12 protein-coding genes are annotated in these 14,080 nt (G+C 55.4%); 7 read left to right on the top strand and 5 right to left on the bottom strand.

Going from position 1 to position 14,080, the window contains the following annotated elements; all coding sequences use genetic code 11:
* Positions 1 to 246: 246 nt before the first annotated feature.
* The 7 genes from ABEA08_RS07890 (at position 247) to ABEA08_RS07920 (ending at position 8,608) form a co-directional block, all read left to right on the top strand.
* Positions 247 to 1,206: a LysR family transcriptional regulator gene (locus tag ABEA08_RS07890; protein ID WP_345334747.1), complete on the top strand. Its 960-nt coding sequence runs from the start codon at positions 247 to 249 to the stop codon at positions 1,204 to 1,206.
* A gap of 209 nt (positions 1,207 to 1,415) precedes the next feature.
* Positions 1,416 to 3,170, top strand: a complete 1,755-nt coding sequence (locus ABEA08_RS07895; protein ID WP_345334748.1) for an aryl-sulfate sulfotransferase — start codon at positions 1,416 to 1,418, stop codon at positions 3,168 to 3,170.
* Between the two features lie 75 nt (positions 3,171 to 3,245).
* Positions 3,246 to 3,863, top strand: a complete 618-nt coding sequence (locus ABEA08_RS07900; protein ID WP_345334749.1) for a thiol:disulfide interchange protein DsbA/DsbL — start codon at positions 3,246 to 3,248, stop codon at positions 3,861 to 3,863.
* Between the two features lie 11 nt (positions 3,864 to 3,874).
* Positions 3,875 to 4,495, top strand: coding sequence for a disulfide bond formation protein B (locus ABEA08_RS07905; protein WP_345334750.1), 621 nt, complete (start codon positions 3,875 to 3,877; stop codon positions 4,493 to 4,495).
* A 249-nt stretch (positions 4,496 to 4,744) separates the two neighbouring features.
* Positions 4,745 to 5,431, top strand: a complete 687-nt coding sequence (locus ABEA08_RS07910; protein WP_345334751.1) for a TetR/AcrR family transcriptional regulator — start codon at positions 4,745 to 4,747, stop codon at positions 5,429 to 5,431.
* A 156-nt stretch (positions 5,432 to 5,587) separates the two neighbouring features.
* The gene (locus tag ABEA08_RS07915; RefSeq protein ID WP_345334752.1) at positions 5,588 to 7,336 is read left to right on the top strand and encodes an aryl-sulfate sulfotransferase; all 1,749 of its coding nucleotides are present in this window, start codon (positions 5,588 to 5,590) and stop codon (positions 7,334 to 7,336) included.
* A gap of 243 nt (positions 7,337 to 7,579) precedes the next feature.
* Complete coding sequence (locus ABEA08_RS07920; protein ID WP_345334753.1) at positions 7,580 to 8,608, top strand: hypothetical protein; 1,029 nt, start codon at positions 7,580 to 7,582, stop codon at positions 8,606 to 8,608.
* An 87-nt stretch (positions 8,609 to 8,695) separates the two neighbouring features.
* Here the strand turns inward: ABEA08_RS07920 and rraB are convergent, their stop codons facing one another.
* The 5 genes from rraB to ABEA08_RS07945 all read right to left on the bottom strand — a co-directional run bounded on the left by rraB (position 8,696) and on the right by ABEA08_RS07945 (position 14,079).
* Positions 8,696 to 9,064, bottom strand: coding sequence for a ribonuclease E inhibitor RraB (rraB, locus tag ABEA08_RS07925; RefSeq protein ID WP_345334754.1), 369 nt, complete (start codon positions 9,062 to 9,064; stop codon positions 8,696 to 8,698).
* Positions 9,065 to 9,075: 11 nt separating this feature from the next.
* Entirely contained in the window at positions 9,076 to 9,804 is a 729-nt protein-coding gene (locus ABEA08_RS07930; protein WP_345334755.1) for a 1-acylglycerol-3-phosphate O-acyltransferase, read from the bottom strand.
* A gap of 85 nt (positions 9,805 to 9,889) precedes the next feature.
* Positions 9,890 to 10,567: a CatA-like O-acetyltransferase gene (locus ABEA08_RS07935; protein WP_345334756.1), complete on the bottom strand. Its 678-nt coding sequence runs from the start codon at positions 10,565 to 10,567 to the stop codon at positions 9,890 to 9,892.
* Positions 10,568 to 10,636: 69 nt separating this feature from the next.
* Positions 10,637 to 12,919: a DNA topoisomerase IV subunit A gene (gene parC, locus ABEA08_RS07940; protein WP_345334757.1), complete on the bottom strand. Its 2,283-nt coding sequence runs from the start codon at positions 12,917 to 12,919 to the stop codon at positions 10,637 to 10,639.
* A complete protein-coding gene (locus tag ABEA08_RS07945) occupies positions 12,916 to 14,079 on the bottom strand; it encodes a PQQ-dependent sugar dehydrogenase (RefSeq protein WP_345334758.1) in 1,164 nt (387 codons plus the stop codon). Before ABEA08_RS07945 ends, parC begins: the two co-directional genes overlap by 4 nt.
* Between the last annotated feature and the right edge of the window lies 1 nt (position 14,080).

The following is a 14,080-nucleotide window of genomic DNA, read 5'->3' on the forward strand; positions in this document are numbered from 1 at the left end:
CCCCCTCCCCCCTTTGCACTTCAAGCAACACGATTCGAAGATCCTCCCTAGTATTTGGCTGATCGCCGTGATCTCATTTCCAGCGTTGCCCGCCAAGACTTCCTTAACAACCGCCAAGTCGTCATTCTAGCTAACTCAGCACAATCACCGAGCACACGATGGCAACACGACAACAGATCGCTTTTCTGTTACCCGTATCATGCAAGCCACTGTGAGTGTTCGTGCAGCAAGCTAGAGGGGAAAGCAATGAGTGCATTAGACGATATCCGGATAGGCTCACTTCGCGTATTTAAAGTGCTCTATGAAGAGCGCTCAACCACCAAGGCCGCAGACCGGTTAAATCTGTCGCAATCAACGGTCAGCTACGAATTGAAAAAGCTGCGTGAGATCTTCGACAACCCGCTATTTCTTCGGAATCGCGCAGGATTGCTCCCCAATGAACACGCGCACCACATTTACAATCACCTGCCTCAGCTGTTTCACGATCTGGAGGTGCTCTACAATGAACGGGTCGATTTTGACCCCCAGTTATTCCATGGAACCGTCAGAATTGACATCATCGAACCACTCGCGATGACCGTCATTCCATCCATATATCAAAAACTCCATGCGCTTTGCCCTCATTTGCAAATCGTGATCCGCACCTGGGAAGAGAGCTCACTGGAGAAGATAAAGCAGGCCGAGGTTGACGTCGGGATCCACCTCCACGCCATCAATTCAAGCCAGGTTCGCTGTCAACCTGCGGCTCCGTCAAATCGTGTCTTTGCCTGCCACCACCATCATCCATTGAAAAACAAGAAAGAGGTCAGCTTACAAGATATCTGCGCCTATCCACTCATACTTCCCAGCGTTAGCCACGCAAACAAAGACGGCAAATCAATTATCGAAGCCGCGTGCGAACAACAAGGGATCACACCGCAGATCTCAGCAAAAATAAGCTATTTGCCGGCCATCATTCCGATCATTAAATCGAGTTCGGCCCTCTATTTCAGCTCTAAAACCAGCTTGCATGCCTTTCGAAAAGACCTCTATTTTATTGAGGTTCCTGATGAGGTCGCCACTGTCGACCAAAGAGGCTATAACCTGCTCTATCCCAACGAACGACACGATTCACCTTTTCACCAGTGGTTACGTAAACTTCTGATACAGATCTTATCCGAAAGCTGCGGTACCGCACGGTCGTCTGACAGCCCCATCAATGACTAGCATAATCTTCTGCCGCCCAAAAAAATAACAGAGTTAACGACATGGCCGATAATGAGCTATGTAAGGTGTAAATTTCATTTCACCTTTAGCAAAAGTCGTCAAAAATCTTAAAGCGTAACAGCGTTCGAACGCTCGATGCCAGAAGGCGCACGGTTCTTACTGTCGCAAGAATTACGATGAATGTGCCATTCAATCATCGGAAGCTCAAAATGAACAAAAGAACCGCGCTGTTATCCGCAGTTATTGCGTCGGCACTCTCACTCTCTGGTCAGGTAACGTTTATTAATGAGGCCCACGCTGTCTTGAAGATCACTCGTCCATCTCAGGGACAACTGGGTAACGTTCAAATTAACCCATATGGCTATGCGCCCCTGACAGCCGTCATCTATCTCAAGCAACAACAACCCAAAGATATGATCGTCACCGTCTTAGGCAAAGGCGACGATGGGGTGCCAATCTCCTACCCGGTTGGTGAGCAGATGATGCGCACCCATGACGGTGTCCCTGTATTTGGGCTGTATGGCGATCACCTCAATCTGGTCGAACTCAGCTACACCCTCGATGGCAAGCCGGTCACTGAAACCTACAAGATCCACACTCAGCCGGTTGTCGGCCCGAGCGTCGAAGGCCAGGTTCACTCCTACCCTCAAGTGACGCCCGTTGCCGTTGACAGCGAGTTTCAAGACCGCCTCTACTGGGTCAACCATTTACCCCACAACTCCAACGACCCTCTGTTGATCCGCGCCGGCGGTGGTGCATTCGAGTGGGATCGTTGGGCCATTAACTTCATCACCGATACCCAAGGCGAAGTGCGCTGGTTCCTTGATCACAACAAGATGCACGACATTAACGTCACCCAAAAACGTGGCGTCATCATGGGTGTCCACCAGACCGATAACGGTGACATCATCTTTGGTCAGGGCCAACGTTATTACCGCATGGATCTGCTCGGCCGCATGATCATCGAGCGCGATCTGCCCGCTGGCTTCATCGACTTCTCACACGATCTGCAGGAGATGCCCAATGGCAACTATCTGATCCGTGCTGCCAAACAAAACTACGTCCGTCCGGATGGGCAGGTCGTCGATACCGTCAGGGATCATATCTTGGAAGTCGACCCACACGGTCAAGTCGTGGATGTCTGGGATCTCAATACCATTTTGGATCCAATGCGGGATGCCCTGCTTATCGCGCTGGACGCCAAAGCGGTTTGTCTTAACGTCGACGACAACGCCGAAGGGATCAATATCGAGCCAGATGCGCCGTTTGGCGACAATGCGGGCGTCGGCACTGGCCGTAACTGGGCCCACGTCAACTCGGTCGATTACGACGCCAGTGATGATTCCATCGTTATCTCGCCACGTCACCAAGCCACCGCCATTAAGATCGGTCGCGATAAAGAGGTGAAGTGGATCTTAGGTCCAAGCGAGGGCTGGAACGATGATCTGGCCAAGAAGCTGCTGACGCCGGTCGACAAACGCGGCAAGAAACTGAACTGCTCGCCACAGGGCAAGTGTGAAAACACCGACTTTGACTTTGGCTATTCGCAACACACTTCCTACGTCGTACCAGAAAAGGGCACCGTGGTGACCTTTGACAATGGTGATGGTCGCTATCACGAGCAGCCCGCCTTTGCTGAATCCAAGTACAGTCGGGGCGTTGAGTACAAGATCGACGAGAAGAAGATGACCGTTAAACAGGTATGGGAATACGGCAAGGATCGTGGGTACGAGTTCTACTCACCGATCACCTCCATCACCCAATACCAGGCGGACAAAGACTCCATGATGGTGTATTTCGCCTCCGCCGAGCTGTTCTCAAAAGCCACCACCAAACCCAAACTGGTGGAACTGGGCTATGGCAGCCAGGACGTGAAAGTGGAGCTGCACATTGAATCCACAACACCACGCCAGCCCTCTTATCGGACCACGGTGATCCGACCGAACAAGGCGTTTCAGAAGTAATTCGATCACCAACTGAACGCGGTCAGGCATTGAGCCTGACCGCCCTCCTCAAAAAAAGTTAGCTGAGAATTTCCCATGAAAAAGACCCTAACCGCCCTGTTTACTCTGGCCATCGCCTTTGGTGGCCAAGCCGCCACCTACAAAGAGGGCACACATTATCAAGTGCTGAAGCCGGAAGCCCAATTCACCGCCAACAGCGAAGTCACCAAGGTGTACTCCGTCAACTGCCCCTTCTGCTACAAGTACGAAACGGCAGTGATCCCCAACATGGAGAAAAACCTGCCTAAAGGTGCCAGCTACGAAGGCCTACACATCACCACCAAAACCCCACTGGGCGTCGAAAAGTCACAAGTGCTAGCCGTCGCCAATGTGATGGGTAACGATAAAGGCTACAAAGCCGCCAAAATGGCTTACTACAAGCACTTCCACGACGATAAAAAGCGTTTCAGCGACGGTGCTGAAGCGATCGCGTTCGGCCTCAAAGCCGCCAAGATCAAAAAAGCTGACTTTGACAAGCACGTTAAGACTCAAGCTGTGACCGATCTGCTGGCCTACTGGGACCAAGGCGTTGAAGTGGCCAAGATCCAAGGGATCCCTGCCATGGTGGTCAACGGTAAATATCTGATCAACACCGCTCAGATCCGCTCCATGACCATGCTCGATGAGATGGTTGCCCAACTGCTGGCCGAATAAGGATACTCCCCATGGAACTGCTTAAATCCCTTTGGGCCAACGTCAAGGCCGAACCGGTGCCGACCCTGCACCGCTGGGGCAATCAAAGCCCTGTCTGGTTGGTGATGGCCGGTGCGTCCGGCTTCCTGATGCTCTGCTCCACCTTGTACTTTCAGGGCTGGTTGGCGATGGATCCCTGCGAGAAGTGTGTCTACATCCGCCTAAGTCAGATCTGCATCATCATCGCCGGGATCGCCCTCGCAGCAGCCCCACGCAACATGGTAATGAAGCTGGCAGGTCTCGCTTTCGCCTGGTGGGCCATCTTCTACGGTCTGAACCATTCACTGGACTACATTGCCAGCCACCACACCATGGACGCGCTGGATTCCGGTATGGACTTCTTCGCAGCCGGTGGCGGCGCCAACGCCTGTGCCACTGAGCCTGCCTATCCATTTGGTCTGCCCCTGCACGAGTGGTGGCCCGGCATGTTCGCCATCACCGGCGTGTGTGGCGAAGATGACTGGAGCTTCCTTGGCGGCACCATGGGCCACTGGCTGGTCTTCACCTACAGCATCAAAATTGCCGTACTCGGGATCGTTACCGGCGGCTGGGCCGCAGGCTTTGCCAAGAAGAAAGCAGCGACCGCCAATTAACCCCATATAGCCTTTGCCTGCGGTCACGCAGACAGAGGCTGTATTCCTTCACCAGCGATCAGCATACCGGCATTCGAATATCTTCTCCTTAAACCACCCAACCTCGTGAGCCGACACCAACAATGGCATTTCGACCCTTTTCCTGCTCCGGACAAGGCGCCAATCTACATGGCTAACCCCTTGCAGTTGTTGAGCATCATCGTTGGCTCAACGTATCCATTGCAACAGAAATAAGGGCAAAGGAAGTCGATGCAGCAAGACGTCAGTGAACACATTCTTGATATCGCCGTGCTAGAGATCGAGCAGCGAGGGATCGTCGATTTCTCCCTCTCCGGCGTCGCCCACAGCGCGCATGTGTCCAAATCTACCGTATATAAGCTGTATCCAACCAAAGACGACGTCATGCTCGCGGTTTTTCGGCGTGAATTGCTTCTCCGCTTACAACAAGCCCAATCCGTGAGTCATTGCTCCTTGTTGAATAACGTTGAAAAAGTGCTGACCTTCCATGCACTTTCAATCGCCTTACAATGCCAGTCTCCCAGCCAACACGGCCTGAAATTCCTCCCCACCAACCCAACGCTATGGCACAAAGCGAAGAAATCGCGGGTCGATGAGATGACCGCATTACTTCAGCGCATCTACAAATTCCCCGAATACCTGCTAGAGCAAGCCTGTATTGCAGCGGAAATAAAAATGTCACCGAGACAGATCGTCTTGGCCGAGCTGGATTTGATGGCCCAGGAGCGTGGCTACATCGTCAACATCCTGAATGTGGCGACACGCAACCAATATTTGTGCCTGCCTATTGAGCATTATGTTGGCAGTCTTGAACATCAACTCTTAACCCACTGTGATAACCCGGTTCTTATTGTTGATCGAGCAAAGATCGCGCGCTGGATCCATCGCGATCTAAACTTGGAAACGCACTCTAACTGAACCTTAGTCTCAACTACGCTCACACCAGTACACCCTGTATCAGATACACCGTTTGGGGAAGTACAGGCTGTACCTGCACCCGTGAGTCTCATCACCTCCCCAAAATACTGGCTCTGTAATCTGGCTTTGTCTCAATGAACAAAAGGATGATGACAGATGAAACACACAAAAACCCTCACCGCCATCGTGGTTGGCGCACTGATGATAGCCCCAGCTGCCATGGCCAAAGTCGGTATCAAATCCTCCACAGGTGGGCCACCGACTCAAGGAGCACTTGGGAACGTAGTGATCGACCCCTACGGCATCGCGCCGCTGGCTGCAGTTATCGACTTAGGTGGCCGCAAACTTGTGGATGCCAAGGTCACCGTAAAAGGCAAGGGCAAGAAAGGGCGCGACATTAGCTACGATGTGCGTCGCCAGAGTATTCTGACCCACAATGGTATTCCTGTATTCGGCCTGTACCCGAACCATCGCAATTCCGTTGAAGTGAGCTACACCCTTGAGTCTGGCGAAAAGAAACAAGAGACTTACGCGGTACAGACTCAACCCATCTTCACTCAAGCATTCGATGGCATGCAGCGCCCCTATCCAGAAAACGAGGTGAAGACCGTCAAGAAAGGGTTTGAGGATAGACTCTATCTGGTCAACGCCAGCCACCGTGGCACCGAGTCCAAAAACCTGATCCGCCCCAATGGCGGTGCCTATGAGTGGAACAGCCACCCTAACTATCAATATATCACCGACACTCAAGGCGATGTGCGCTGGTACCTGAGCCCCTTCTCCTTTGTTGGCGATGAGCAATTGGGCAAACGTGGTGTACTGATGGGTTACCATCAAATGGATAACGGCGATCTGATCGTCGCCAAAGGCCAAAGCTATTACCGCTTCGACTTGATGGGCCGCAAGGTGTTCGAGAACCGCCTGCCGCGTGGCTACATCGATCACAGCCACGAGATCATTCGTACCGTCAACGACACCTACATGATCCGAGTGGCTAAGAAGAACTACCTGCGTCCGGATGGCCAATTTGTCAGTACCGTGCGCGACCACATCATTGAGATCGACGAGTTTGGCCAGGTGGTAGAGGAATGGGATCTGAACTCCATCTTGGATTACAACCGCAGCGACCTGCTCACCGTCTTGGACTCCTCTGCAGTCTGTCTCAATATCGATATGGACAAGATGGGTCAGAAGGTGGAAATCGAACCGGATGCGCCCTTTGGTGACAGCGTTGGCGTCGCTCCGGGCCGCAACTGGGCCCACGTCAACTCCATCGCCTACGATGACAAAGATGACTCCATCATCTTATCCCTCCGCCACCAAGGCACCGTTAAGATCGGTCGTGACAAGGAAGTGAAATGGATTTTGGCCGGCAATCTGGGCTGGGGCGATCTGGAAGATAAGGTGCTCACGCCAGTCGATAGCAAAGGACGCAAGCTCGACTGTCACGCCGGCGTGTGTAACAACAGCGACTTTGACTGGCCCTGGACCCAGCACACCTCATGGTTGACCTCTCGCGGCACTGTGATCTCCTTCGATAACGGTGATGGTCGTGCCTTCGACCAACCGGCGATGCCCAACATGAAGTACAGCCGGGGTGTTGAGTACAAGATCGATGAGAACAAGATGACCGTTGAGCAGGTCTGGGAATACGGTAAAGAGCGAGGCTACGAGTGGTACAGCCCAGTAACCTCTTCCATTCGCTACCACGAAGACACCAATACCATGGTGATGTTCTCTGGCTCCGCCGGCCTGTTTAACGCCCCTGAGGTATCCACTCCATGGATCACCGAAGTCGCAGCAGACGATTCCAAAGAGGTCAAAGTGGAGATCAAGATCCACCACGTAGCGCCGTCATTGGCCGCCTATCGTACTCTGGTGATCGATCCCGACAAGGCGTTCTAACACTAAGCCAAGTGACTTAGAACAGGATGGGGGGATTCTAATGCCCCCATCCTTCATTTTCTTGAATAGGATATTTGAGTCCGCGACATCAAAATCCTCGCTGTCGCAGGAAAGAGGACGATATAAAATTACTGGATATTTATAATCGAATTCATGCAGTTCAACACATTCAACTCCCAATTTTGCCGCTAGAGTGGAGCATTCGATACATCCTCTCGAACGCCAAAAGAAGGAAAACGGTTAGTGACGTATCAGAACCTACGTGTCCCTGTCACCAACGCTCAGCTGTTTCAACTCCTATCCGTATTTAGCCTAATTGCGATGTTTCGCCTGCAAAGCGAGCATCTACTTCTCCATTTTCCCGTACTCAACATCACCTCCATCTTCGTAGCCGATGTTGCCCCGCGGATCCTCTTTATCAGCCTCGTGCTGGCAGTGCTTTACCATGGAATAGAAGCACTATTGCGTCGCTACCCCGAGCAACAGCTCTCGAAAACCGTCCCTTTTGGTTTTAGTGTCGGGATATTTTCGATCCTATTTGGCTGCACCAAGCTGATGCTGGTGTTGCAAGACCGCCCACAAGCACTGACCTCTCTACAACGCTTGGTATTACTGACCATCTGTTTCGGCAGCGCAGGAGGCTTAACCTGCCTATCGCTTAGCGCTGTGGGCTACTCTGCGTATCAATTGCTGCTGGCCAGTGTCTTGCTGCCCATAATGCTGGCAGCGGTGTTTTACCCTTTCCTGAAACGAGAGGGTTCCATCAACCACTTTCTCCAGCCAGGATCTGCCATCCCATTAATGGAGCGCTGCAAAAATTACCTGCTGGGCTCCTGTAAGCTGATCGTCAACAAAGGACTTGTCATCGTCGCTATCGAAGGAGTGGCCAGCCACATCATCGTCGATTGGTCCTTTCTACAGACTTTACTGCTCTGGCCCCAAAAGCTGATCATCTCTCTGGGATTCTCTCCCGATTGCGCAAGCACAATCGCGCAATATTGGGGGCTAAAAACTCTGGTCAATCGCGATATCGCCCTGATCGCTTTGGCCGAGAGTGGTAGTTGGGAGTTGATGAGCACAATCCAACATCTGATGGTTTTGCCTTTACTGCTCAACATCGCGTGCGCCAGCGCGCTGCTTATCCTGCCGCTCAACATTATGGCGTTGTTCGGCCGTCAAGGGATCCCCTACCTCAAGATGCTGCCTTTGGCGTTTCTGCTGGCACTGATACTTCCCCTCCTGCCCGCACTGGCGTTGTCCTTGTTGCTCTAATGCGACCTAGCTGGGCAGCGGCAATGCACTGCCCCAGATACAACAAAGCCAGCGCATTGGCGCTGGCTTTGGTTGGCCAAGAGTCTGTTACTCCTGAGCGGCTTCGACGAAGTGGGTGCCCCAACCGTCGTACAGCACCTTGTGCTTGCTGGCCAGTTGGATCAGGCCTTGGCAGTCGTCGTCCAGACGCTCGATCTCCAACCCGTGCTGGGCCATGGCCGAGAAGCAGTAGGCGATGCTGCCATCTTCCAGCTCCAACTCTTCGGCATCGTCCACAGCAAAACCGGCCTTGAACACGTCAACGGCGGCTTTTTCCAAGGCATCGAAATCTTCACAGGCGAAGTGATGCTCGATGTCGTAGGTGGCATTCGGATCGGAGCCATCGGCCAGCAGCGCATTCACGATCTCGCGGGTTTCCATCTGCTGATCGGCGATCAATTGTTCAATGTTGTTCATGGGATCTCTCCTCAATGGGTCGCGGACAACTGCTGCGCTTCTGCGTTCAGTTCCTGCAACCGCTGGTTCATCTTATCGTAGACCTGTTGCGCCAGATCCCGCACATCTTCCCGTCCCAACCCTTCGGTGGAGATCGGTTCCAGTGCTTCGACAATGACCACGCCATTGTCGCGTTTGTTCATACACAATCCGGCCTGACAGGAGGCCACCACCGGCACGATCGGCACGCCTGCGTTGATGGCAGTATGGAATGCGCCGGTCTTAAACGGCAACAACCCCTGGCCACGGGAGCGGGTACCTTCCGGGAAGATCCACACCGACAGTGCCTTATCACGGATCTTCTGTGCCGCGCCCTGAATGGTGCTGATCGCTTTGCTGCGGTTGCCACGGTCGATCAGGATATTGCCGGTCAGCCAGTAGATCTGGCCAAACAGCGGGATCCAGATCAGGCTCTTCTTGCCCATGCTGACCGTGCCCGGTGGCACCATGGTGCTTTGGGTCACCAGATCGAAGCTATTTTGATGGTTGCCGACGTACACCACCGGTGTATCCACCAGCAGATTCTCCCGGCCACGGTTGATCACCTTCAAGCCCAGCAGCGGATTGGCCAGGCCAAACCAGGAGGCCACATGATGGACGTTGTTTCGGTGAAACGGACGCAACACGCACATTAGCACGCCAACAACAAAGGCACCGCTCGCCAACAGGACGAGGATCAAGGCACGCAACAACTTCAGCACAGCAGCTCTCCAATATTTCGGGGCGCTCAGTATACCCCGCTGACTTGGCCCTGCAACGGTTTTGGATAACAGTTGTGCGCTGAAGTTATTGAGCCGGGCTAAGCCATTGATCCGGCTGTGCCAGCATCCGCTCTAGGGCATGATAGAACTGGGTCAGATGCAGGCCATCGGCCAGACCATGATGGGCCTGTAAGGCGACCGGCATCACAGTCTCCGCCCCTTGCACGTCGTATTTGCCCCAGGCCAGTCGCGGCACCGCATCAAAGCGATCGATCGGCATCGGATTGCTAAATTGGGTAAAGCGCAACCAAGGCAAACAGGTTAAATACAAAAAGGCATCGGTATCGTCATTGGTGGTGCCTTGATTGAACAGGGTGTCACTGCTCGCCGCTTGCTGGGTATGGCGCTTAAACGCAGCATCAAACGCCCTAAATTCCGGCTGAAACGGCGTACAGGTAAAGCGCACCTGCTCATCCTTTCCCAACATGGTCGCGCCGGCGCTCAGCACACTGTGCTCGACCACCGTGCGGCCCTCATCACGAATGCGCCACCGCATCCAAGGCAGCTGCTGGGCCACGCTGAGCATGGCATAGGCCACTGCGCGGTAGCTGCTGATCTGATGTTGTTGACAGTAGGCCAGCAACGCGGTCACCGTGACATCGGCGCACAAGGTGGTATTGGGCAGCTCCATCGCCCCATAAAACTCAAACTGCTGGCGCCGGGGAAAGGTGGCCATCTCTAACGGGGTGGTGACGTTGTGCATGTTTCACTCTGGCAAAAGAACAAAACCAGACCTTCTCGGTCTGGCTTGGAGGGCGTTCTGTACTGTGGGTTAGGCTTGAGGCGCAGCCGGCTCGGCGTCGGTCTGCTCCACATCCACCTTATCGACCCGCTGCAAACCGCGTGGCAGTTTGTTGCCACGACGGCCGCGCTCACCGATGTAATGATCCAGATCGTCGCTCTTGAGCGTCAGCTTGCGCTTGCCGGCCCACAGAGTGATGCGGGCCCCCGGCTGCAGCACGATAAGATGCTTGAGGTACTCCTCGCGGGTTTTGGCCTTCTCACCGGGAATGCCGATGATCTTATTGCCCTTGCCCTTGGACAGCACCGGCAGTTGCGCCAGTGGGAACAGCAGCATGCGCCCTTCGGTGGTGATGGCCAGCAATCGCTCATTACCCTGATCGGTGATGCGCTGGGGTGCCAACACCTCCGCGCCGATGGGCACGGTCAGCAGGGCTTTACCCGCCTTGTTGCGGCTGATCATATCCTGATACTGACAGATGAAACCGTAGCCCGCATCGGACGCCATCAGGAACAGATCCTCATTCTGGCCCATCACCACATGCTCCAGACGGGCTCCGGCCACCAAATTAAAGCGGCCGGACAGCGGCTCACCCTGACTGCGCGCGGTGGGCAAGGAATGCGGCTCGGTGGCGTAGGCGCGGCCCGAGCTCTCCAGGAACACCACCGGCTGGTTGCTCTTACCCCGGGCGTGCGCCAAGTAGTTATCACCAGAGCGGTAGGACAGACTTTGCGGATCCACCTCATGGCCCTTGGCGCAGCGACCCCAGGCCTTATCACTCATCACCACGGTCACGGCTTCCGCCGGGGTCAGATCCTGCTCGCTCATCGCCTTGGATTCGGAGCGCTCCACCAGCGGGCTGCGACGATCATCGCCGTAGGTTTCCGCGTCCGCCAGCAGCTCTTTGCGTACCAGCGTCTTGAGGCGACGCTCGGAGCCCAAGATCAGCTCCAGCTTGTCACGCTCCTTGCTCAGTTCGTCCATTTCGCCGCGGATCTTCATCTCTTCGAGCTTGGCCAACTGACGCAGCTTGATCTCGAGGATCGCTTCTGCCTGCTTCTCGGACAGCTCGAAGCGGGCGATCAGTGCCGCCTTGGGATCGTCCTCGCTGCGGATGATCTCGATCACTTCGTCGATGTTAAGGAAGGCCACCAGCATCCCTTCGAGGATGTGCAAGCGGGACAGCACCTTGTCCAGACGGTGCTGCAGGCGACGGCGGACAGTTTCGGTCCGGAACTGCAACCATTCGGACAAGATAGTGCGCAGATCCTTCACACAGGGGCGGTTATCCAGCCCCAGCATGTTGAGGTTCACCCGGAAGCTCTTTTCCAGATCCGTGGTGGCAAACAGGTGCGCCATCAACTGCTCGGTGTCGATGCGGTTAGAGCGCGGCACGATCACCAGTCGGACCGGATTCTCGTGATCCGCCTCATCGCGCAAGTCCGCCACCATCGGCAGCTTCTTGGCCTGCATCTGCGCGGCGATCTGCTCAATCAATTTGGCGCCGGACACTTGATGTGGCAGCGCGGTAATGACGATCTCCCCATCCTGAATGCTGTAGATGGCGCGGGAGCGGATGGAGCCTTTGCCGGTGCGGTACAGCTTTTCGATGTCCGCTTTGGGGGTGATGATCTCCGCCTCGGTCGGATAATCCGGCCCCTGTACAAACTCCATCAGCTCGGCCAGTTCGGCTTTGGGGTTTTCCAGCAGGTGAGCACAGGCGTTGGCCACCTCCCGCGCATTGTGCGGCGGGATATCGGTGGCCATGCCCACGGCGATGCCGGTAATGCCGTTCAGCAAAATGTGCGGCAAGCGCGCTGGCAGGGTCTTCGGCTCTTTCAGGGTGCCATCGAAGTTGACGCCCCAATCGACCGTGCCCTGGCCTAGCTCCGACAGCAGCACCTCGGAGAAGCGGGACAGGCGGGATTCGGTGTAACGCATGGCGGCGAAGGATTTCGGATCGTCCGGCGCGCCCCAGTTGCCCTGGCCATCCACCAGTGGATAGCGATAGGTAAAAGGCTGCGCCATCAACACCATGGCTTCGTAACAGGCACTGTCACCGTGCGGATGGTATTTACCCAGCACGTCGCCCACGGTACGGGCAGACTTCTTGTACTTGGCCGTCGCATTCAGGCCCAGCTCGCTCATCGCATAGATGATGCGGCGCTGCACCGGCTTTAAGCCGTCACCGATAAAGGGCAGCGCGCGATCCATGATCACGTACATGGAATAGTTCAGATAAGCCTGTTCGGTGAACTGGCGCAGGGGTAGCTGCTCTACCCCATCCAGACTCATGTCGGTCAGTTCGGTCATGGTTCTCTCTTCTTGGTGCTACCGGTGTCATCGGTGTAGCTCAGCCGGTAGATCCGGCCGTGATAGTCATCGGAAATCAAAATACTGCCGTCCGGGTGCGGCAAAATTGCCGCCGGACGGGCCAAAGGGGTGTCGCCATCGAGCCAACCATCGATCAGCACTCGATAGCCGCTGTTGTCCAGTCCCTGCGCGCCGGTGGGATCGGTCAGCGCGGTAATGCGGTAACCCACCTTGCTGCTGCGGTTCCAGCTGCCATGCTCGGCAATGAGCAGCGCGCCCTGCCACAGCTCGGGGAACTGCTTGCCCCGATAAAAGTGCACGCCCAGCGGCGCCACATGGGCCGGCAGACGGGCGATGGGATCGATCAGCGTACCTTTAAGTTCATTGGGCAGGGCAAACTCAGGATCCGCCACGGCGCCGCCGTGCCAATAGGGATAGCCAAAGTGGCTGCCAGGCACCGTCAAACGGTTGATCTCATCCGGCGGCACGTCGTCGCCCATCATGTCGCGACCGTTGTCGGAGAAATACAGCTCGCCGCTGTCCGGGTGAAGATCGAAACCCACGGTATTACGCACACCACGAGCCAGGATCTCACGCTCACCAGAGGCAAGGTCCAGTGCCAGGATCGTGGCGTAGGGCTCATCCGGCTCGCAGTTGTTACAGGGCGCGCCGACCGGCACGATCAATCGACCGTCCGGGGCGAACGCTAAGTACTTCCAGCCGTGATGCCGATCCTGCGGCAGCCGATCATAGACCGACTGTGGCTCAGGCTGAACCTCGGGATGATCACGCAGATGGGTCTCCACCGCCGGGAAAGCGAGGATCTGACTGACCGCGCCGACGTACAAGGTGCCGTCTTGAAACGCCAGACCGGAGGGCAAGGTGAGATCACTGGCCAGCACGGTCACCCTGTCCGGATGGCCGTCGTTATTGCTGTCCAGTACCGCATGCACCTTGCCTTCACGGCGAGAGCCGACAAACAGGGTGCCCTGATCGCCCCAGGCCATCTGCCGGGCATTGGGCACCTCGTCGATATACAGCTCCAGCAGGAAGCCGGGGGGCAGCTGGGCCTGCTCAACCGCCGGCACGGCCGCCATCAGCGGCAGCGCCAGTGAAGCGGCGAACCCCGCCAGAGCCGATGCAAAGATCCCTCTTCTCATC

Source organism: Ferrimonas pelagia (assembly GCF_039543565.1).
GTDB classification, from domain to species: Bacteria; Pseudomonadota; Gammaproteobacteria; order Enterobacterales; family Shewanellaceae; genus Ferrimonas; species Ferrimonas pelagia.

Excerpts from the sequence above, each read along its gene's own strand:
- ABEA08_RS07890 (WP_345334747.1), top strand. The coding sequence starts at position 247 with ATGAGTGCATTAGACGATATCCGGATAGGCTCACTTCGCGTATTTAAA.
- ABEA08_RS07900 (WP_345334749.1), top strand. The coding sequence starts at position 3,246 with ATGAAAAAGACCCTAACCGCCCTGTTTACTCTGGCCATCGCCTTTGGT.
- ABEA08_RS07910 (WP_345334751.1), top strand. The coding sequence starts at position 4,745 with ATGCAGCAAGACGTCAGTGAACACATTCTTGATATCGCCGTGCTAGAG.
- ABEA08_RS07905 (WP_345334750.1), top strand. The coding sequence starts at position 3,875 with ATGGAACTGCTTAAATCCCTTTGGGCCAACGTCAAGGCCGAACCGGTG.
- ABEA08_RS07945 (WP_345334758.1), bottom strand. The coding sequence starts at position 14,079 with ATGAGAAGAGGGATCTTTGCATCGGCTCTGGCGGGGTTCGCCGCTTCA.
- ABEA08_RS07935 (WP_345334756.1), bottom strand. The coding sequence starts at position 10,567 with ATGCACAACGTCACCACCCCGTTAGAGATGGCCACCTTTCCCCGGCGC.
- ABEA08_RS07895 (WP_345334748.1), top strand. The coding sequence starts at position 1,416 with ATGAACAAAAGAACCGCGCTGTTATCCGCAGTTATTGCGTCGGCACTC.
- parC (WP_345334757.1), bottom strand. The coding sequence starts at position 12,919 with ATGACCGAACTGACCGACATGAGTCTGGATGGGGTAGAGCAGCTACCC.
- rraB (WP_345334754.1), bottom strand. The coding sequence starts at position 9,064 with ATGAACAACATTGAACAATTGATCGCCGATCAGCAGATGGAAACCCGC.
- ABEA08_RS07915 (WP_345334752.1), top strand. The coding sequence starts at position 5,588 with ATGAAACACACAAAAACCCTCACCGCCATCGTGGTTGGCGCACTGATG.